This window comes from Bradyrhizobium sp. JR4.3, assembly GCF_040547695.1.
GTDB lineage: Bacteria > Pseudomonadota > Alphaproteobacteria > Rhizobiales > Xanthobacteraceae > Bradyrhizobium > Bradyrhizobium canariense.
In genome coordinates, this window is sequence record NZ_JBEPQF010000027.1 from 60,675 (window position 1) to 80,310 (window position 19,636).

Below are 19,636 nucleotides of genomic sequence, written 5' to 3' on the forward strand. Positions count from 1 at the left end.
CAAGCCTCTCTCATTCGGACACGCAGATACAACCCCTCATCCGGCGCTTCGCGCCACCTTCTCCTGCAAGGGGAGAAGGAAAAAGGACCGAGTGAAAAAGTGACAACCCACCCCAACGATCCCAGCCTCCGCTCTTTCATCGACGTCGATCCCGCCTCCGACTTCCCGATCCAGAACCTGCCTTACGGCGTGTTCTCGACCGCGGCCAATCCGACTCAGCGCGTCGGCGTGGCGATCGGCGACTATGTGCTCGATCTCTGGGAACTCGAGCAGGATTCGCGGCTCGACGTCGGGCCGCTCGGCGTGTTCTCGACGCCGTCGCTCAATGCTTTCATGACGCTGGGACCAAAGGTCTGGGCGAAGACGCGGGCGCGGATCAGCGAGCTGTTGCGCCACGATCATCCCGAGCTGCGCGACAACGAGGAGCTGCGCAAGCAGGCTCTGGTGCCGATGCGCGATGCGAAACTGCATCTGCCATTCGCAGTCTCCGGCTACACCGATTTCTATTCGTCCAAGGAGCACGCCACCAACGTCGGCGTCATGTTCCGCGGCAAGGACAATGCGCTGCAGCCGAACTGGCTGCACATGCCGATCGCCTACAACGGCCGTGCCTCGACCGTCGTGGTCTCGGGCACCAAGGTGAAGCGTCCGCGCGGGCAGCTGAAGCCGCCCTCTATCGAGGTGCCGAGCTTTGCGCCCTGCAAGCGGCTCGATTTCGAGCTGGAGATGGGCGTCGTGGTCGGGCAGCCTTCGCCCATGGGCGGGATGCTCACGGAGCAGCAGGCCGAGGAGATGATCTTCGGCTTCGTGCTGCTCAACGACTGGAGCGCGCGCGACATCCAGCAATGGGAGTATGTGCCGCTTGGCCCGTTCCTCGCCAAGGCGTTCGCGACCTCGATCAGCCCGTGGGTGGTGACGCGCGAGGCGCTGGAGCCGTTTCGCCTGAGCGGGCCGGAGCAGGAGCCGGTGCCGCTTGATTACCTCAAGCAGGGCAAGCCGCAGAACTACGATCTCGAGCTCGACGTCTCCTTGCGCGCCGCCGGAGCCAACGCGCCGGCCGGCATCAGCCGCACCAATTTCAAGTACATGTACTGGTCCTCGGTGCAGCAGCTGATGCACCACGCCTCCTCCGGCTGCGCCATGAATGTCGGAGATCTCTTAGGGAGCGGCACCATCTCCGGCCCGGAGAAGAATCAGCGCGGCAGCCTGCTGGAGATCAGCTGGAACGGCACCGAACCGGTCGAACTACCCGGCGGCATCAAGCGGTCGTTCCTGGAAGACGGCGACAGCCTCGTGATGCGCGGCTGGTGCCAGGGCAACGGCTATCGCGTCGGGTTCGGCGAGGTCGAGGGGACGATTCTGGCGGCGGAGTGATTGCCTGCCGGCTATAGGTCAAGGTCAGCCTTATCGAGCTCGGTTCTCATTCGAGCTGAAAAATCGATAATCTGCTGCTTATCGAAATTGCAGTAGGTCGATAGAGATTTGTCGGGGACATGCTGCACCAGCGCTGCGCCGACACGAATTATGTACCTAAGTTCTTCCGGCGTTACTTCAATCTGCATTTGCTAGCGCTTCTCCGGCGGTACGTCGCGTATCCTCGCGCAATGCGCTGCGACATCATCTGGACTGTACTTCAAATGCACCCGCTTGTCCGACGGCACGTGCTTTGTCACACAGACGCCCGGCCGCCATTCCTGCGTCGGCCTGATCGGGCGCGGCGCAAAACCGCCGCCGCAGTTCGGGCAGACGTTGGAGAGTTTCGTCTCCACGCAGTCCGCACAGAACGTGCATTCATAGGAGCAGATCCGCGCATCGGTTGCGTTCGGGGGCAGGTCGCGGTCGCAATATTCGCAGTTCGGTCGAAGCTGAAGGGCCATGGCTCAGTCTCCGCAGATTGGCCGGGATCATCGCAGATCGCGCGCGCAGCGCGAATGCCGGATTTCCCTCGATTTCAGCCGGGTTTGATTTCCTTCAGCGGCAGACGCGTGCTTTCCTTCAGCCGGTCGAGCACGATCGAAGAGCGCACATGCGCCACGCTCTGGTGCGGCATCAGCACGTCGTTGACGAGATTGGAGAGACCCTTCAGGTCGCGCAGTACGGCTTTCAGCACATAGTCGGCGTCGCCGGTGAGCGAATAGGCCTCCTGGATCTCGTCGATTCGATTGACCAGCGTTCGGAAGCGTTTCGAGTTATCCGGTGAGTGGGTCGCCAGCGTCACCTGGATGAAGGCGACCACGCCGAAGCCCAGCGCCTCGCTGGAGAGATCGGCATGATAGCCTGAGATCACCTTCTCCTCCTCCAGCCGCATCCGTCGCCGCGAGCATTGCGAGGCCGAGAGGCCTGCGAGGTCGGCCAGTTCCTGGTTGGTGAGGCGGCCGTCGTCCTGGAGCGCGCCCAGGATCTTGAGGTCGAAGGCATCCACCAAAGTCATGCGCGGTTTACCCATTTTATGCACGGACCGTGCACAACATAGCCAAACAGCTTCCCATTTGCACGCTCATTGCAGGCGTCGTGAAGGATAGTTCCTCTCAACAGCAATTTGGGAGAGCAGCATGGGTCCGTTTCCGCACGATGCACCGCCGGCCACGATCACCGCCGATAATCCGATGGGCACCGATGGGTTCGAGTTCGTTGAATATGCGCATCCCAATCCTGAAGAGCTGCACGCGCTGTTCAGGCTGATGGGCTATGCGCCCGTCGCGCGCCATAGAACGAAGACGATCACGGTTTATCGTCAGGGCGATATCAACTATCTGGTCAACGAGGAGCCCGGCACTCACGGTCACGATTTCGTCGCCGCGCACGGCCCCTGTGCGCCGTCAATGGCGTTTCGGGTCGTCGATGCGAAGAAGGCCTATGACCGCGCGATTTCACTCGGCGCCGAACCTGCGGATGTGTCCTCCGCGCAGAAGACGCTCGATGTCCCCGCGATCAAGGGCATCGGCGGCAGCCTGCTCTACTTCGTCGATCGCTACGGCGCCAAGGGTTCGGCCTATGACGGCGAGTTCGAATGGCTCGGCGCGCGCGATCCGCGGCCTGCCGGCGCCGGCCTGTTCTATCTCGATCACCTCACCCACAACGTCCATCGCGGCCGCATGGATGTCTGGACCGGTTTCTACGAAAAACTCTTCAACTTCCGCCAGATCCGCTTCTTCGACATCGAGGGCCGCGCCTCGGGCCTGTTCTCGCGCGCACTGACAAGCCCGGACGGCAAGATCCGGATTCCGATCAACGAGGATGCCGGCAATTCCGGCCAGATCGAGGAATATCTCAGTATCTATCGCGGCGAAGGCATCCAGCACATCGCCTGCGGCTGCCGCGACATCCACCGCACCATCGAGGACTTGCGCGAAGCGGGCCTGCCCTTCATGCCGGCGCCGCCCGCGACCTATTTCGAGCGGATCGACGCGCGGCTGCCGAAGCATGGCGAGGACGTCGCGCGGCTTCAGAAAAACGGCATCCTGATCGACGGGGAGGGCGTGGTCGACGGCGGCCAGACTAAGGTGCTGCTGCAGATCTTCTCGGCCAATGCGATCGGCCCCATCTTCTTCGAGTTCATCCAGCGCAAGGGCGACGACGGTTTTGGCGAGGGTAATTTCAAGGCGCTGTTCGAGTCGATCGAGGAGGATCAGATCCGGCGTGGGGTGTTGAAGGTGGATGCGGCGTAGGCGCGCGACCTATAGGCACGCCGCAGCGTCAAACACAGCCGTCGTCCTGGCGAAAGCCCAGGACCCATTACCCCATGGAGCGGTCGGTGGGCGGACTGGTAACTCCGAGTCTTCGTCAAACCACGTTTGGTGGCTATGGGTCCTGGCTTTCGCCAGGACGACCCGGAGTGTGATGCGACAGCGGAGGCCTTAACGCTCCGCCCACGCCCTCGTCACCGCGCCGATCTCGGCCACTTCCGGCTCTCGCACCGCCGATGGGGTCCGCGAAAAGCGTGGCGCCGGCGCCGGCTGCTTCACGCCGTGGCGCTCGACGAAGACGTTGCGGGCGACCATGTGCGGATGCTCGGTCGCTTCCGACATGGTCAGCACCGGCGCAAAGCAGATGTCGGTGCCTTCCATGATCTTGCACCAGTCCTCGCGCGTCTTGCTCTTGAATACCGTCTTCAATTTTTCCTTCAGCGCGGGCCAGGCCTTGCGGTCCATCTGCGCGTCGAAGTCGGCGTCGGTCAGGCCGGCGTGTTCGCGCAGCAACGCGTAGAACTGCGGCTCGATCGAGCCGATCGAGACGAAATGGCCGCAGGCACATTCGTAGACGCCGTAGAAATGCGCGCCGCCGTCAAGGAAGTTCTCGTTGCGGCCTTCGGTCCAGCGGCCGAGCGCGGTCATGTCGAAGAAGAACGACATCAGCGATGCCGCGCCGTCGCACATCGCGGCATCGACGACCTGGCCCTTGCCTGACCGCGAGCCCTCCAGCAGCGCCGCGAGCACGCCGACCACGAGGTAGAGCGCGCCGCCGCCGAAATCGCCGACCAAATTGAGCGGCGGCACCGGCGCTTCCTTCGTGCCGATCGCGGCGAGCGCGCCGGTGATGGAGATGTAGTTGATGTCGTGGCCGGCGGCGTTGGCGAGCGGGCCTTGCTGGCCCCAGCCGGTCATGCGGCCGTAGACCAGCTTTGGATTGCGCGCGAGCACCACGTCAGGCCCGAGGCCGAGCCGCTCCATCACGCCGGGACGAAAACCCTCGACCAGTGCGTCGGCATTCGCAAGCAGATCGAGCACCTCCGCGATCGCCGCCTTGTCCTTGAGGTCGAGCTCGACCACCTTGCGGCCGCGGCCTGCGACCGACTTCATGTTCTTCCTGGCGCCGACCCGATCGAGCGTGACGATTTCGGCGCCCATGTCGGCCAGCATCATGCAGGCGAACGGGCCTGGTCCAATGCCGGCGAATTCAACGATGCGGAAACCTGCGAGCGGGCCGGAGGTGCGGACGGAGGAGTTTTGGGCTGATTGATCGAGCACGTGTTTGTTTCCTCGGATCCAAGGCGCATATTGCCGATGGTCGGCAAGCGCCGAGGCGTTGCTCTGCGGGGCGAGTTAATTGGCCGATTAACTTTTCTCGCCTCCACGCCAGTGAGGCAAGCGCTTTTCACCCGCACGGCCAAATAAAACGGCGCGCACCGAAGTGCGCGCCGCGGAAAATTTGTGTTGAGGCGCTAAGGCGCGATGATCAGCGAGCGGCAGCCACCGCGCGCTGCGCCATCACCTTGATGAGGTTGGCGCGGTACTCCGCCGTTCCGTGGATGTCGGCCAGCAGATTGCTCGCCGAAATGCTCACGCTGTCGATCGCCGACGGCGACCAATTCGCCTTCAGCGCCGTTTCGATGGCCGGGACTCGCATCACGCCGCTTTGCGAGGCGCCGGTGGCGGCCACCTGAACCTCGCCCGACTTCGTCTGCGCGACGAACACGCCGGTCAGCGCGAAGCGAGACGCCGGGTGGCGCATCTTTTCGTAGCCTGCCTTCGCCGGAACCGGGAACGACACGGCGGTGATGAGCTCGCCGTCTTCCAGCGCCGTCGTGAACAGGCCCTGGAAGAAGTCATCCGCCGTAATCGACCGCTTGTTGGTCTTCACGGTGGCGCCGAGCGCGAGCAGCGCGGCCGGAAAATCCGCGGCAGGATCGTTGTTGGCGATCGAGCCGCCGATCGTGCCGCGATAGCGCACGGCGGGGTCCCCAAGCACCGAGGTGAGATAGGCGATTGCGGGGATCGCCTTCTTCACATCGGCATTCTGCATGATGTCGAAATAGGTCGTGCCGGCTTTGATGGTCAGCACGTCGCCCGAGAGTTCGACGCCTTGCAGCTCCTTGATCTTGCCGAGGTCGATCACGTCGGACGGACTGGCGAGGCGTTGCTTCATCACCGGCAGCAGCGTCTGGCCGCCGGCGAGGAACTTTGCTTCGCTGCTCTTGGAGAACAGGGCGACGGCCTCGTCGACCGAGGACGCGCGATGATAAACGGTCTGGTACATCTTCGTTCCTCCCTTAAGCCGCGTGGATCGTGCGCCACACCCGGTCCGGGGTTGCGGGCATTTCCAGATTGTTCTTGCCGATCGCATCCGTGATCGCGTTGATCACGGCCGCTGACGCGCCGATCGCGCCGGCCTCACCGCACCCTTTGATGCCGAGCGGATTGCCCGGGCACAGCGTCGTGGTGTGGGAGAGGTTGAACGAGGGAACGTCGTCGGCGCGCGGCATGGCGTAGTCCATGAACGAGGCCGTGACCGGCTGCCCGCTGGCGTCGTAGATCGCGTGCTCGAGCAACGCTTGTCCGATGCCTTGCACGAGACCGCCATGGACCTGGCCCTCGACGATCATCGGGTTGATCAGCCGGCCGAAATCGTCGGCCGCGACAAAGTTGACGAAAGACGTCTTGCCAATGCCGGGATCGACCTCGAGCTCGCAGATATAGGTGCCGGCCGGGAAGGTGAAATTGGTCGGGTCGTAGAAGGCGCTTTCCTTCAGGCCCGGCTCCATCCCGTCAGGCAGATTGTGCGCGGTGTAGGCCGCGAGCGCGACCATCGGGAAGGCGATCGCCTTGTCGGTTCCGGCCACCTTGAACTCGCCGTTCTCGATGACGATGTCGCCTTCCGAAGCTTCCAGCGCATGCGCGGCGATCTTCTTGGCCTTGGATTCCATCTTCTCCATGGCTTTCAGGATCGCGGTGAGGCCAACGGCGGCCGAGCGCGAGCCGTAGGTGCCCATGCCGAACTGCACCTTGTCGGTGTCGCCATGGACGATCGAGACCTGGCTGATGGGAACGCCGAGCCGCTCCGCGACGAGCTGGCAGAACGTGGTCTCGTGACCCTGGCCGTGGCTGTGCGATCCCGTCAGCACCTCGATGGTGCCGACCGGGTTGACGCGGACTTCGGCGGACTCCCAAAGACCGACGCCGGCGCCCAGGCTGCCGACGGCCTTCGACGGCGCGATGCCGCAGGCCTCGATGTAGCAGGACACGCCGATGCCACGCAGCTTGCCGTCGGCCTTCGCCTTGGCCTTGCGCCCGGCAAAGCCGGCATAGTCGATCGCCTTCATCGCGGCATCGAGCGAGGCGTTAAAGTCGCCGGTGTCATAGGCCATGATCACGGGCGTCTGGTGCGGGAACTGGGTGATGAAGTTGGTCCGGCGCAACGCTGCCGGATCGACCTTCAACTGCCGCGCCGCCGTTTCCATGAGACGTTCGATCAGATAGCTCGCCTCGGGGCGGCCGGCGCCGCGATAGGCGTCGACCGGCGTGGTGTTGGTGTAGACCCCGACCACCTCGGCATGGATCGCCGGGATGTTGTACTGGCCCGACAGCAGCGTCGCGTAGAGATAGGTCGGCACCGACGACGAGAACAGTGACATGTAGGCGCCGAAATTGGCGTAGGTCTTCACCTTCAATCCGGTGATCTTGTTGTTGGCGTCGAAGGCCATCTCGGCATGGGTGACGTGGTCGCGGCCATGCGCATCGGTGAGGAAGGCCTCGGTCCGGTCGCCGGTCCATTTCACGGGACGGCCGACTTTCTTCGAGGCCCACAGCGCCACCATCTCTTCGGGATAGATGAAGATTTTCGAGCCGAAGCCGCCGCCGACGTCAGGCGCAATCACGCGCAGCTTGTGCTCGGGTGCGATGTTGTAGAACGCCGACAGCACGAGGCGGGCGACGTGCGGATTCTGCGACGTCGTGTAGAGCGTGAAGTGCTCTTCCGCCGAATCGTAATCGGCAATCGCCGCGCGGGGCTCCATTGCGTTCGGCGCGAGACGGTTGTTGGTGACGTCGAGCTTCACCACGTTGGCGGCCTTGGCGAAGGCGGCATCGGTGGCGCCCTCGTCGCCGATCACCCAGTCATAGACCTGGTTGCCGGGAGCTTCGGGATGCAGCTGCGGCGCGCCGGACTTGATCGCGGCGTGAACGTCGGCGACCGCGGGCAGCTCTTCGTAGTTCACGACCACGGCTTCGGCCGCGTCGCGTGCGAGATTTTTGGTCTCGGCGATCACGACTGCGACCGCCTGACCGACGAAGCGCACCGTCTCCGGCGCCATCGCCGGCCATGCGCCCATCTTCATCGGGCTGCCGTCCTTGGAGGTGATGGCCCAGCCACAGATGAGGTTGCCGACCTTGTCGTCGACGATCTCCTGGCCCGTCAGCACCGCGACCACGCCCGGCATCTTCAGCGCGGCGGAGGAATCGATCCCCTTCACCCTGGCATGCGCGTGCGGGCTGCGGATGAAATGGGCATGGGTCATGCCCTGCAATTTGATGTCGTCGACGTAGCGGCCCTTGCCGGTAATGAAACGCTTGTCTTCCTTGCGCACGACGCGCGCGCCAATGCCTTCAACACCCATGTCTGGTCCTCCCGACCGGAATTTGCCTTGACCGCGCTTTCCCTCGAAAGCGGCGGCGATGGTTTTTGTTTCGAGGCGCGCCGATTACTCGGCCGCCTGCGAGACCTTCATGCGGCCTGCCGCGTCCAGTACGGCTTTGACGATGTTGTGGTAGCCGGTGCAGCGGCAGATATTGCCTTCGAGCTCGTGGCGGACGGTGGCCTCATCGAGCTGGCCGCCATGGCGGTGCACGATGTCGATGGCCGACATGATCATGCCGGGCGTGCAATAGCCGCACTGCAGACCGTGATTGTCGCGGAAGGCTGCCTGCATCGGGTGCAGCTCGTCGCCCTTGGCGATGCCTTCGATCGTGGTGATGCTGGCGCCGTCGGCCTGGCCCGCGAGCATGGTGCAGGATTTGACCGCCTTGCCGTCCATATGGACGACGCAGGCGCCGCACTGGCTGGTGTCGCAACCGACATGGGTTCCGGTGAGGTTGAGGTGGTCGCGCAGCAGCTGAACCAGCAGCGTGCGGTCCTCGACGTCGACGGCAACAGCCTTGCCGTTCACCGTCAGTTTGACTGTAGACACGTGAGTACCTCCCGAATGTTTATAGTTATTCCAATTAGAGACAGCGCGAACGGAAGTTTGCAACTGGGATTTTACAGGCGGCGCGTCATGGAAAGGTCATCGTGACGGTTGTCGCGGGTGGGCGATTCGGTCGCGATGCCCCGTGCCGCCGCCAGCGCGTGGCGCGACTTTGCAAGGAGCCTTCGAAAACGATGCACGCTTCGGTCAGCGGCGGGCTTAATTCAACCGCCGGTGCGAGGCGCTGGTCCTGAACGTGGGGTCCTCGCGCGTCATGTCTCCCTTTGATGTCTTGTTCGTTGACATGAATAGGAGCACGCGCTTGCACTATTGTAATCGCGATCTTGGTAGTAGGCGGTAGCAAGCTAAGTCATTGATTTTGTTCGTGGCGGTGCAGCGCAGCTGTGCTGGCCAGATGCCGGCGAGCCGCGCCGGCCGGGGCCTCCCAGGACCCCGACCGTGGGGCCGAAGGTCGGTCCGGTGAAGGCGCCGCGCGGGCGGCATCGCGCCTTTGCCAGGATGGGCCAAGTCCGGCTCGGAAACGATCGCCTGGCGTCACCGTCCTGCACGGCGAGACCGACGCGCAGACCGGCGGCAAGTTCGCTCGCGCCCGATCGACCCCACGTCGCGAAAACCTGCCGCGAACGTCTTCGAAAACTTCGCGATGGTGGTAGCGCCATCATCGTGACCGATGCACGCGAAGCCGGATGGGAGCGGCCCGATTGTGTCGCGGTGCGCCCACATCCGACGGCTCGTTTCGAGCTGCAAGCAGGGACAAGACGCAAGTCTGAACAACGAGATGAGCGGCGCAACTCGCTAATGATCCGCACTACTACCTTCCGCCTATACTAAGCGCGAAACGGCGATGCTGTAATTTCAAACGATGGCTCGCAGACAAACTGCGCATCACGAGCGCAGCGCGCTCAAGCGCCCAACATGGCGTGCACAACAACATCGCGGAGGGAATACATGACCTTTGGAACGAAGGGCTTCTTGGCTGGCATCTCGATGATTGCGATGCTGGCCGCCGCTACGCCGGGCGTTCGCGCCAACGACTCCCTGCTCAAGGCGCAATCCGATTCGAACCAGTGGGCCGTTGCCGGCCACGACTACGGCAACACGCGCTTCAGTCCGCTGAAGCAGATCAACACCGAGAACGCCGGCAAGCTGACGCTCGCCTATTCGTTCTCGCTGGCGTCGCTGCGTTCGAACGAATCCTCGCCGATCGTCGTCGGCAACACGCTCTTTGTTTCGAGCTCCTGGGGCCCGAAATATGTCTACGCGCTCGATGCCGCCACCGGCGCGCGCAAGTGGACCTACGAGCCCGATATTCCCGAGGACGAGCTGCAATACGCCTGCTGCGATGTGAACAATCGCGGCGTCTCCTATGCCGACGGCAAGATCTTCGTCGGTCGCCTCGACGGCAAGCTGACGGCGCTCGATGCCGCGACCGGCAAGACGCTGTGGACGACGAAGGTGGTCGATTACAAGCAGGGTTCGGTCATCACCTCGCCGCCGCTCGTCGTGCGCGACAAGGTCATCACTGGGTTCGGCGGCGGCGAATACGGCGTGCGCGGCTCGCTCCAGGCCTTCGACATCAGCACCGGCAAGCAGTTGTGGCAGACCTACACGGTTCCGTCGCCGGATGAGCCCGGCGGCGACACCTGGAAGGGCGACTCCGCCCAGCACGGCGGCGGCGCGCCCTGGCTGGTCGGCTCCTACGATCCGAAGACCGACACGGTCTATTGGGGCACCAGCAATCCCGGTCCCTGGAATACGGCGGTGCGCTCGACCGGCGACGGCAATTTCGGCAAGCTGACCAATCTCTACACCGCCTCGACGGTGGCGTTCGATCCCAACACCGGCAAGATCAAGTGGCACATCCAGACCACGCCGGCCGATGCCTGGGACTATGACGGCGTCAACGAAGCCGTGCTCGCGGATCTGAAGATCGGCGGCAGCACCGTTCCGGCGCTGATGAAGGCGGATCGCAACGGCTACTTCTTCGTCGCCAACCGCGAGACCGGCAAGGTGCTTTCGGCGGAGAAATACGTGTTCTCCAACTGGGCCAAGAAGTGGGACGTCGCCACGATGCGCGCGGTCGAGGATCCCGACAAGCGTCCCGGACCGAATCATCCCGCCAAGGACATCTGCCCGAACCTGATCGGCGGCAAGAACTGGCAGCCGATGTCGTTCAATCCGCAGACCGGCCTCGTCTACATCCCGTCCAACAACGTCTGCATGGACTGGTCGGTCTCGGACGTCGCCTACAAGCGCGGTGTGTTTTATCTCGGCGCCGAATTCCCGACCAAGGAAGGCCCGGGCGGCTTCCTCGGCGAGCTCGTGGCCTGGGATCCGGTGGCGCAGAAGAAGGTCTGGTCGATCAAGGAAGACCTGCCGTTCAACGGGGGCACGCTGACCACCGGCGGTGGCCTCGTGTTTGCCGGCAACATCCATGGCGATTTCCGCGCCATCGATGCGAAATCCGGCAAGGTGTTGTGGAGCAAGAATCTCGGCTCCGGCATCGGCGCAGGTCCGGTGACCTATCAAGTCGACGGCAAGCAATATGTCGCCATCGTCGTCGGCCGCACCGCTGCGCTGCCGGCGTTCCTGGGCGAGATAGGAAAGAAGATGACGGCCGCAGCCCCCGAGGGCGGTTCGCTCTTCGTGTTCTCCGTCCAGTGAGCACTCGCGCGCGCATCCTCGAGGTGACGGGATACGCGCGCGCCTTTTCCTGACACGAGCTGCGGCATCGGCCGATGCCTGGTGCCGCAGCGCCTGGCTCAACAGAGCTCCGGCCCAATCAAGAGCTACGGGAGACGAGGATGCGTCCGAATCGTTCTGGCATCGGTGCGAGCCGAAATCGCGCCATCGCAGGTCTGCTCGCATGTGCCGCCGCGCTGGTGGTTCCCGCCTTGCTGCATGCGGACGAGGCGCAGCCGCTGCGTCTCTGCGCCGACCCGACCAATCTTCCATTCTCAAGCGATAATCCGTCTCAGCCGGGTTTCTATGTCGAGATCGGGCAGGCCCTGGCGCAGGCGCTCGGCCGGCCGGTCGCCTACGACTGGTACAAATCCTATTTCGGCAAGCGCACCGTGCGTGTCACGCTGCTCGGCAAGCAATGCGACGCCATGATCGGGCTGCCGCGGTCCGAGGATTTCATGGGACCGGCCGTGATCTTCTCCGGCACGGTCGCGAAGGAGGGCTATGGCCTCGTGGCGGCCAAGGGGCAGGTGCTCAACGGCCTCGACAGCCTCCACGGCAAGCGTGTTGCCGTGCAGTTCGCCAGCACGCCGCAAAATTTGCTCGCGAGCCGCGCCGACATCCGGATGGTGACGGTGCTGTCGCCCGAGGAAGGCATGCAGGCGCTCGATCAGGGCAAGGCCGACGTCGCCTTCATCTGGGGCCCGGTCGCCGGCTGGCTGAACAAGACCAGCTACAATGATCGCTATCAGATTCAGCTCACCGAGGGCGAAGGCCTGTCATGGGATGCGGCGATCGGCTTTGCGAAGACATCCACCGAGCTGCGTGATCGCGTCGATGCCGTCCTGCCGCAGCTTCAGGCCACGATCGGCGCGCTCGCGGTCAAATATGGCTTGCCGACCGGCCAGCCGGCTCGCTTCGGTGCGGCCCCAGCGATGCCGGCGGGAACGACCATCGGGGCCGGGCCCGGCGCGACGCAGACCGCCAGTGTGGTCGCCACCGAGACCAAGGGCGACGCGCCCGGCACCGAGGCCGTCGGTTCGGGCAAGGAGATATTCAACGGAACCTGTGCGCACTGCCACGGTCCGGACGCGATCCAGAGCGAGCGGAAGATCGACCTGCGGCTGCTGCGTCATCGCTACGGTGACGATATGCGCGAGAAATTCTGGACCACCGTGCATGAGGGGCGGCCGACCAAGGGTATGCCGGCCTGGAAAGAGGTCTTCACCGACGATCAGTTCGACCACATCTTTTCCTTCCTGCTGACGGTCCAATCCGAATCGAACGACTGAGCGATCTTGACCGAGCGCGATCGGGAGGATGTGGTAGCGTCCGTCCGGCATCATCCCGGCGCCGGACGGCGACCGCATGGATGTGCCGCTTCCGCCGCCGCGGCAGGTGCGCGTGCGATGCAGTGTTGGGAAGGCGCCATGACCAGCTTCCTGATCATCGACGATCATCCGCTGTTTCGCGAGGCGCTCGGCAATGCGGTGCGGCTGGCCTTGCCGGAAGCGCGGATCTTCGAAGCGATGTCGATCGCGGATGCGCTGCATATCCTGTCGGCCGAGCAGGGTATCGACCTTGCGCTGCTCGATCTTTCGCTGCCGGACGCGACCGGCTTCTCCGGCTTTCTGCGCTTGCGCGAGGCCTTTCCGCGCCTGCCGGTCGCCATCGTGTCGAGCGAGGAGGACCAGCGCGTCGTCCGCGAGGCGCTGGCGCTGGGTGCCGCCGGATATCTGCCCAAGTCGACGTCGAAGCGTGAGCTGGCGCAATCGATCGAGGGCGTGCTGAGCGGGTCGGTGTCGGTGCCGAAGGATTTCGTGGCGACGCCGCAGCGGCGGGCCGAGGCCAGCAAGGCGCTCGAGGTCAAGCTGCACGAGCTCACGCCGCAGCAGCTTCGCGTGCTCGACCTCCTGCGTCGCGGCTATCCGAACCGCCAGATCGCCCAGGAGCTTCAGCTCGCGGAATCCACGGTGAAGGCGCATATCACCGAGATCCTGCGCAAGCTCGGCCTGTTCAGCCGCAACAAGGCGATCATCGAAATCGGCAAGATGGAGCTGCCCGATCCGCGCAGCCGGCCTTATGCGCGGCCCGATCGCGGCAGGTCGCAATGACGCGCAGTGTCGTTCTTGACCTGGATCAAGCCGGCTTGGCGGTGCCGAGCCATTCTCAACGCGTTCAATTCGACGCCGGCCCTGGCGGCCTCCTGGGCGAGGTCTTCAGCAAGGTCTTCACAATGGCTCTTACGTGATGCGATTTCTGATCGTCGAGGACCATCCGCTGTTTCGCGAGGCGCTCGAAGGCGCGCTCCGGATGGTGGCGCCCGCGGCCGATATTGTTCAGGCGACGTCGATCGACGGCGCGCTGGAGCAGATCGCGGCGAGCACCGAACTCGACCTGATCCTGCTCGATCTGTCGATGCCGGGCACCACGGGTCTTTCGGGCATCATCCGCATCCGCAAGGCATTTCCCAGAATTCCGGTCGTCATCGTATCCGGGCATCAGGATCGGCAGATCGTGTCCGGCGCATTGTCGCTCGGCGTGTCCGGCTACATCCTCAAATCGTCGTCCAAGCAGGATCTGGCACAGTCGATCGGCGAGGTGCTGCGCGGCTCGGTCTGTGTTCCCGCCGCCTATCGTGGACGGGCCCGGCCGCAACGGGCCTCCGGTCCCGCGCAAGATCTCCTGAAGCGCCTGCACGAGCTGACGCCGCAGCAATTGCGCGTGCTCGAAATGCTCCAGCGCGGCCTGCAAAACAAGCAGATCGCCTACGAGCTGACGATTTCGGAGACCACGGTGAAGGTCCACGTCTCCGAGATCCTGCGCAAGCTCAACGTGCTCAGCCGCACCAAGGCGATCGTCGAAATGTCCAGGATCGACTTCGCGACGCTGGCAGCCGAGAGCCCCACGGCCCATCGCGAGCGGGCACAGCCCGATCCACCCGCGCGGGACTAGCCCAGCAGGAACGACAGCAGTGCCCGCATCTCGGCGGGCTTGATCGGCTTCTTCAGCACCTCGAGGCCGTGGCGGCTCGCTTCCTTTGCAGCCTTGTCGGAGTAGTCGGCGGTGATGATCATGGCCGGCATGTCGAGCTTCAGATGCTGGCGGACATCGGCGATGGCCGACAGGCCGCTCTCGCCGTGATCGAGGTGCAGATCGGCGATCACGGCATCCGGCGCACCGCCGAGCTCGCTGAGGCGCAGCAGCGCATCGGCAGCCGAGCGCGTGGTCGCGACGTCGCAGCCCCAACCTTCCAGCAGCACGGCCATCGCCTCCGAGCCGTTCGGGTCGTTCTCGATCAGCAGGATCTTGGCGCCTTCGAGCCCGCTATAGTGCCGCTCGTCGAGCTTGATCTCGTGCACCTCGTCGCCGACCTCCGCGAGGTCGGTCGGCTCCAGCTCCAGGGTGAAGGTCGATCCTTTGCCGATCCGGGACGACAACTGCACCCCGTGACCGAGCACGGTTGCGAAACGGCGGACGATGGAGAGGCCGAGCCCGAAGCCGGCCTGGTCGGTCGCGGTTGCTTCGCCGCGCTGGAATTCGCGGAAGATTGCCTCCTGCTGCGCCTGCGCAATTCCAGGCCCGGTGTCGGAGACCTGGACGCAGATGCGGTCGCCCCGCAGCCGGCATCCCATGACGACGCCGCCGCTGCGGGTATAGCGGATCGCATTGGCAAGCAGATTCTGAAGGATCCGTCGCAGCATCATCGCATCCGACCTCACCGCGTGCGGTGAGGTGCGGATGTGCAGGGCAAGCCCCTGCCGCGCCGCGACCGGCTCGAATTCGTTGCGAAGCTGCTCGAACAGGGGCGCCAGCGCGATGGCGCGCACGTCGGGCTTGAGTGCGCCGGCGTCGAGCTTTGCGATCTCCAGCAGCGACCGCAGCAGGTCCTCCAGCATCAGCAGCGAGCGGTCGGCCTGGTCGATCAGCAGGCCCGCTTCCTGCGACTCCATCATTTCGGTCAGCGCCGACAGCGTCAGGCGCGCCGCGTTGAGCGGCTGCAACAGGTCGTGGGTGACCGAGATCAGCACCGATGATTTCAGCGAGCTTGCCGCTTCGGCCTGTTGCTTGGCGCGATAGAGCTCTTCATTGGCGCGCTCGACCGAATGCAGCGCCCCGCGCAACTGGTGAGTCCGGTCGCGAACCTTGTGGTCGAGCGCAATCGCAGTCTCGAACAGCGAGAAGGCGTTGAGCTGCTGGTCCATCGAGCGCTCGACGCGCGACATCAGGGCGGCGTTGATCTTCTTCAGCTTCGCCGCCTCGCGCCGCAACTGGTCGGTCGCATCAGGGCCCTGCCACATGTCCGTCACGACGGGCGCCTTCCGATCGCGACGCCGGTGAAGGTCTGGTTCACATGCATGGAGCCGAACTGCTCGCCATAGGTGTGAAAGCCGACGACTCGGTTCTGCCGGTACAGTTCGGACATGTCGCGGGTGAGCTGGTGCTGCTCGGCGTCGAGCCGCCGGAGCAGGCACTCGAAGCCGATATAGAGCGAGACCTCTCCGATCTGGTCGCGGATTTCGGTGAAGGTGTCGCGGGTCGAGCCGACCAGGCTGCGCGACGTCGCCGCCGTCAGCACCATGCCTTCGTCGATGGCGCAGAAGAAATGCAAGGAGCCGTCCGGTTCGACGCGCTGGATCGACCGCGCGTAATAGGCGCCGCCGACGCGCACCAGCACCGGGTGGGACGCGAAGGAGAACGGATCGAGCTTGGCGTCCAGGATCCCGACCATGCGCGAATATTCCTCGGCCGCTGGCTCCGCGTTCAGCTCCCTGACCGTTCGATTTTCGATGTCGGCTTCGGTGACCACCATCTTCTGCGGACTGGGCTCGAAATTGTCGCACTTGAAAACCCGGAACGGCAGCGAGGTGTTCAACAGGATCAGGAGGGCGGCATTGGTGTGTGCCGTGCCGTCGCAGAACACCCAGGTCTTCTCGAAGCGCATCCCGTCACCCGCGGAGCCGCCGACAACCGGAATGTCGTCGAGCGAGGCATAGATCGCGGACATCACCGCCTCTTCGCGGCGGCACAGGCCGTCGATCAACACCAGGCCGAAGGCATTGCCGCGATCGACTTGCGGGGTGATCCGCAACAGCTCGTGCCGGAGCTCGCCGCCGATTCTACGGCCGTCCTCGACGCGGAAACTGTCGAGGTTGAAAATCGGCCGCACCGCGGCCGAGAAATCGGCACGGCTGAACGCGAGCGCCACGACGCTGTTCTCGTCCCAGCCGTCAGGGGCGAGCTCGCCCGCGGTCGTGCAACCGCAGATCCGGGTCTCATCGAACTGCCGGGTGATCTCGGCGATGAAGCGATGGGGGTCGTAGCGGGGCGAGAGGAAGACCAGGATCAGCGCCAGCTCGTCGGACGGGAGTTGGGCGACGAGCTCGGCCACGGCTTCATCGACGCTCGCAGCCTTCGATTTGGCAACGGCAACGCCAGACGCACCGCCAAACCGAAAATCGGTTTGCCCCACTCGTTTCTCCCCTCGAGGACCAGCCCGGTCTAACGCCAAGTGCCTGATAAGTGTCCGACAAGTTCCCCAAGAGTAAGGCGCTTTCCGGTTGGCCGCAACACGGCCCCCTCGGCCCGGCAAGGCTGAACGAGCGCCGGGAGGACGGATAGTCTCGCCACCCGGGGTGCAGGTCGGCTGGATTTACCGCCTCTTGACGTTTCTGCCTTAATTTTCCGCACAGGTTCGGGAAGGGCTGCTTCCGGGCCGGCTGAGCGTTGCAAGAACAGAGGGTTGGGGGTGGGAATGTCCGGACGTATCGCGTCTTCGTCGAAGCGCACCATAATGCCGACCCTCAGGTTCCGCGCCAAGATCATTCTGGGCTTTGCCGCCGTGCTGGTGATCTCCGCCGGCAGCATGGCTTTCTCCTATTTTGGCTTCGAGCGGGTCTCGTCCGGGGTCGGGTCCTACCGCAGCAGCGTCACCGAGGCCGATCTCGCCCGCAATATCGACCGGGAGCTGCTCGCCTATCGCTCGGCCGTCAAATACTTCGTCGTCACCGGCAAGGAGGACGACGCCAAGACGGCGCTGGACGCGGAGACCGGCCTGAAGAGCGCCATCGACCAGGCGGTCAAGAGCGCCAAGAAGCCGGCGCGCCAGGAGGGCCTGGGCAAGCTCGCCAAGGAGTTCTCCAACTTCTCCGCGACCTTCGCAAAAGTCCTCCAGGCCAAGCGTGACAGCGCGCTGCTGGTGCAGAACCAGCTGATGCGCAACGCCAACCTCCTGAAATACAAGCTCGACGACATCGGTAACAACGCTTCCGATTCCGAGGCGCAGGCGATCGAGTTCGGGACCAAGCAGGTCAACGCCCAATTCCAGACCGCGAACGCGGCGGCAACCAATTTCGTGCTGACATCCGACCAGGCGATTGCGACCAGCGCGCTGGCGCGGCTGAAATTCGTCGAGAACTCGCTCAACGCGGTCTATTCCATGGACGACAAGATCGTCGCCGGCCTGAAGGATGCCAAGGGATTACTCGGTGCCTATCGGGAATCGCTGGAGAAACTGATCGCCAATGCCAAGATGATCGACGATCTCGTCACCGAGATGAGCGGTTCGGCCGGCGCGATCCTTCAGGGTGCTACCGCCATGAAGGCGGACCTCGTTGCCGAACAGCAGCGGCTGGAGTCCGAATCGGAAGCGACCATCGGGAAGACCGAGCAACTGGTGCTGATGCTGGCCGTCGGCGGCACGCTGCTCGGCGCGGTCCTCGCCTTCCTGCTCGGCACCGGCATTTCGCGTCCGATGATCGCGATGTGCAAGGCGATGCGCGAGCTTGCCTCGGGCAATTTCGACGTCGTGCTGCCGGGCCTGGGCCGCAAGGACGAGATCGGCGAGATGGCCGGTGCGGTCGAGGAATTCAAGGTGCAGGCCGTGGCCAAGGCCGAGCGCGACGCCGCCGCCAACGAGGCCCAGAACAAGGAAGCGAGCGCTGCTCGCCGTTCGGAGCTGATTCGTTTCGCCGACGATTTCGAGAGCGCGGTCGGTGCCATCGTCTCCAACGTCTCGGCCTCGGCCGTGCAGCTGGAATCGGCAGCCTCGACGCTGACCCGCACCGCCGAGACCACGCAGAGCCTGTCGAGCCAGGTCGCCGACGTCTCCGAGCAGGCCTCCAGCAACATGCAGTCGGTCGCGACCGCGACCGAAGAGCTCTCGGCCTCGGTCGAGGAGATCGGCCGCCAGGTACGCGATTCCAGCCGCATTGCCGAAAACGCCGTGGTGCAGGCAAAGGAGACCGACAATCGCATCGGCAAGCTCTCGCATGCCGCCCAGCAGATCGGCGAAGTGGTCAAGCTGATCACGGCGATCGCCGAGCAGACCAATCTTCTGGCGCTCAACGCGACCATCGAAGCGGCACGCGCCGGTGAAGCCGGCCGCGGCTTTGCCGTCGTGGCCAGCGAAGTGAAGTCGCTGGCGAGCCAGACCGCGAAGGCCACCGACGAGATCTCGTCGCACATCACGGGCATGCAGGGCGCCACCGCCGAGTCGGTTGCGGCGATCAAGGAGATCGGTGCGACCATCGGCCAGATCTCGTCGATCTCGACCTCGATCGCGAGCGCAGTGGAGCAGCAGGGCGCGGCGACGCAGGAAATCGCGCGCAGCGTCCAGACGGTTGCGCAGGGCACTCAGACCGCTGCCACCGACATCGGCCAGGTCAACCGCGGTGCCGCCGAAACCGGCTCGGCTTCGGAAGAGGTGCTGCATTCGGCCAAGACATTATCGTCCGAAAGCACCCGCCTGCGCGCCGAGCTCGACCGCTTCATGGGGAATATCCGGGCAGCGTGAGGCCCGAAGCGCGCCACGCACTCCGCCGTCGTCCTGGCGAAAGCCAGGACCCATTACCCCAAGGAGGAGTTGTCGGGCGAACTGCTAACCCCGAGTCATCGCCAACTGCTCACTGGGTAGCGCTTGTCCAGGACGACGAGACCCTGCGTCACCTAACCGCCAGTTGCGGCGCCACAAGTTTACCGCCGCTTATCCTTTGCCATTTACCGTGCTCACGCGTCAGGAAGCGGGCTGCTTCC

At 64.2% G+C, this 19,636-nt stretch carries 16 protein-coding genes; 7 read left to right on the plus strand and 9 right to left on the minus strand.

The genetic code is table 11. The features are described from left to right. Positions 1–99: 99 nt before the first annotated feature. Positions 100–1,374 (plus strand): fumarylacetoacetase, encoded by a 1,275-nt coding sequence (gene fahA, locus ABIB91_RS31500; protein ID WP_354170317.1) that lies wholly within the window; start codon positions 100–102, stop codon positions 1,372–1,374. Positions 1,375–1,385: 11 nt separating this feature from the next. On the opposite strand, the gene ABIB91_RS31505 is transcribed toward fahA, so the two are convergent. From ABIB91_RS31505 to ABIB91_RS31515, 3 genes are all read right to left on the minus strand, one after another. Then, positions 1,386–1,562, minus strand: coding sequence for a hypothetical protein (locus tag ABIB91_RS31505; RefSeq protein ID WP_354170318.1), 177 nt, complete (start codon positions 1,560–1,562; stop codon positions 1,386–1,388). Positions 1,563–1,565: 3 nt separating this feature from the next. Beyond that, the gene (locus ABIB91_RS31510; protein WP_354170319.1) at positions 1,566–1,877 is read right to left on the minus strand and encodes a DUF1272 domain-containing protein; all 312 of its coding nucleotides are present in this window, start codon (positions 1,875–1,877) and stop codon (positions 1,566–1,568) included. Between the two features lie 74 nt (positions 1,878–1,951). Continuing rightward, a complete protein-coding gene (locus tag ABIB91_RS31515) occupies positions 1,952–2,431 on the minus strand; it encodes an Lrp/AsnC family transcriptional regulator (protein ID WP_007599049.1) in 480 nt (159 codons plus the stop codon). A gap of 121 nt (positions 2,432–2,552) precedes the next feature. Between ABIB91_RS31515 and hppD the strand changes: the two genes are divergently transcribed. Further along, positions 2,553–3,668 (plus strand): 4-hydroxyphenylpyruvate dioxygenase, encoded by a 1,116-nt coding sequence (hppD, locus tag ABIB91_RS31520; protein ID WP_354170322.1) that lies wholly within the window; start codon positions 2,553–2,555, stop codon positions 3,666–3,668. Between the two features lie 189 nt (positions 3,669–3,857). Here hppD and ABIB91_RS31525 read toward each other — a convergent pair whose 3' ends face one another. The 4 genes from ABIB91_RS31525 to ABIB91_RS31540 all read right to left on the minus strand — a co-directional run bounded on the left by ABIB91_RS31525 (position 3,858) and on the right by ABIB91_RS31540 (position 8,902). Continuing rightward, positions 3,858–4,967, minus strand: a complete 1,110-nt coding sequence (locus tag ABIB91_RS31525; protein ID WP_354170324.1) for a CaiB/BaiF CoA transferase family protein — start codon at positions 4,965–4,967, stop codon at positions 3,858–3,860. Positions 4,968–5,175: 208 nt separating this feature from the next. Next, positions 5,176–5,976 (minus strand): FAD binding domain-containing protein, encoded by an 801-nt coding sequence (locus ABIB91_RS31530; RefSeq protein ID WP_354170326.1) that lies wholly within the window; start codon positions 5,974–5,976, stop codon positions 5,176–5,178. A 13-nt stretch (positions 5,977–5,989) separates the two neighbouring features. Further along, positions 5,990–8,332, minus strand: coding sequence for a xanthine dehydrogenase family protein molybdopterin-binding subunit (locus ABIB91_RS31535; protein WP_354170328.1), 2,343 nt, complete (start codon positions 8,330–8,332; stop codon positions 5,990–5,992). 84 nt (positions 8,333–8,416) lie between these two features. Continuing rightward, the gene (locus ABIB91_RS31540) at positions 8,417–8,902 is read right to left on the minus strand and encodes a (2Fe-2S)-binding protein (RefSeq protein ID WP_027515099.1); all 486 of its coding nucleotides are present in this window, start codon (positions 8,900–8,902) and stop codon (positions 8,417–8,419) included. A 966-nt stretch (positions 8,903–9,868) separates the two neighbouring features. On the opposite strand from ABIB91_RS31540, the gene ABIB91_RS31545 reads away from it, so the two are divergent. The 4 genes from ABIB91_RS31545 (at position 9,869) to ABIB91_RS31560 (ending at position 14,557) form a co-directional block, all read left to right on the plus strand. Beyond that, positions 9,869–11,584: a PQQ-dependent methanol/ethanol family dehydrogenase gene (locus ABIB91_RS31545; protein WP_354170330.1), complete on the plus strand. Its 1,716-nt coding sequence runs from the start codon at positions 9,869–9,871 to the stop codon at positions 11,582–11,584. Positions 11,585–11,724: 140 nt separating this feature from the next. After that, positions 11,725–12,894 carry a c-type cytochrome gene (locus tag ABIB91_RS31550; protein WP_354170332.1) on the plus strand — a complete coding sequence of 390 codons (1,170 nt, stop codon included), beginning with the start codon at positions 11,725–11,727 and terminating at the stop codon, positions 12,892–12,894. Positions 12,895–13,032: 138 nt separating this feature from the next. Then, positions 13,033–13,716: a response regulator gene (locus tag ABIB91_RS31555; protein WP_035995389.1), complete on the plus strand. Its 684-nt coding sequence runs from the start codon at positions 13,033–13,035 to the stop codon at positions 13,714–13,716. Between the two features lie 136 nt (positions 13,717–13,852). Then, positions 13,853–14,557, plus strand: a complete 705-nt coding sequence (locus tag ABIB91_RS31560) for a response regulator (RefSeq protein ID WP_354170335.1) — start codon at positions 13,853–13,855, stop codon at positions 14,555–14,557. Here the strand turns inward: ABIB91_RS31560 and ABIB91_RS31565 are convergent. Further along, positions 14,554–15,903, minus strand: coding sequence for a hybrid sensor histidine kinase/response regulator (locus tag ABIB91_RS31565; protein ID WP_354170363.1), 1,350 nt, complete (start codon positions 15,901–15,903; stop codon positions 14,554–14,556). The two genes, ABIB91_RS31560 and ABIB91_RS31565, sit on opposite strands and share 4 nt — an antisense overlap. A 5-nt stretch (positions 15,904–15,908) precedes the next feature. After that, on the minus strand, positions 15,909–17,075 hold the full coding sequence (locus tag ABIB91_RS31570) for an FIST N-terminal domain-containing protein (RefSeq protein ID WP_354170337.1): 1,167 nt from the start codon (positions 17,073–17,075) through the stop codon (positions 15,909–15,911). Between the two features lie 282 nt (positions 17,076–17,357). Here ABIB91_RS31570 and ABIB91_RS31575 point away from each other — a divergent pair, with 282 nt between their 5' ends. Continuing rightward, positions 17,358–19,397, plus strand: a complete 2,040-nt coding sequence (locus tag ABIB91_RS31575) for a methyl-accepting chemotaxis protein (RefSeq protein ID WP_354170339.1) — start codon at positions 17,358–17,360, stop codon at positions 19,395–19,397. Positions 19,398–19,636 lie beyond the last annotated feature (239 nt).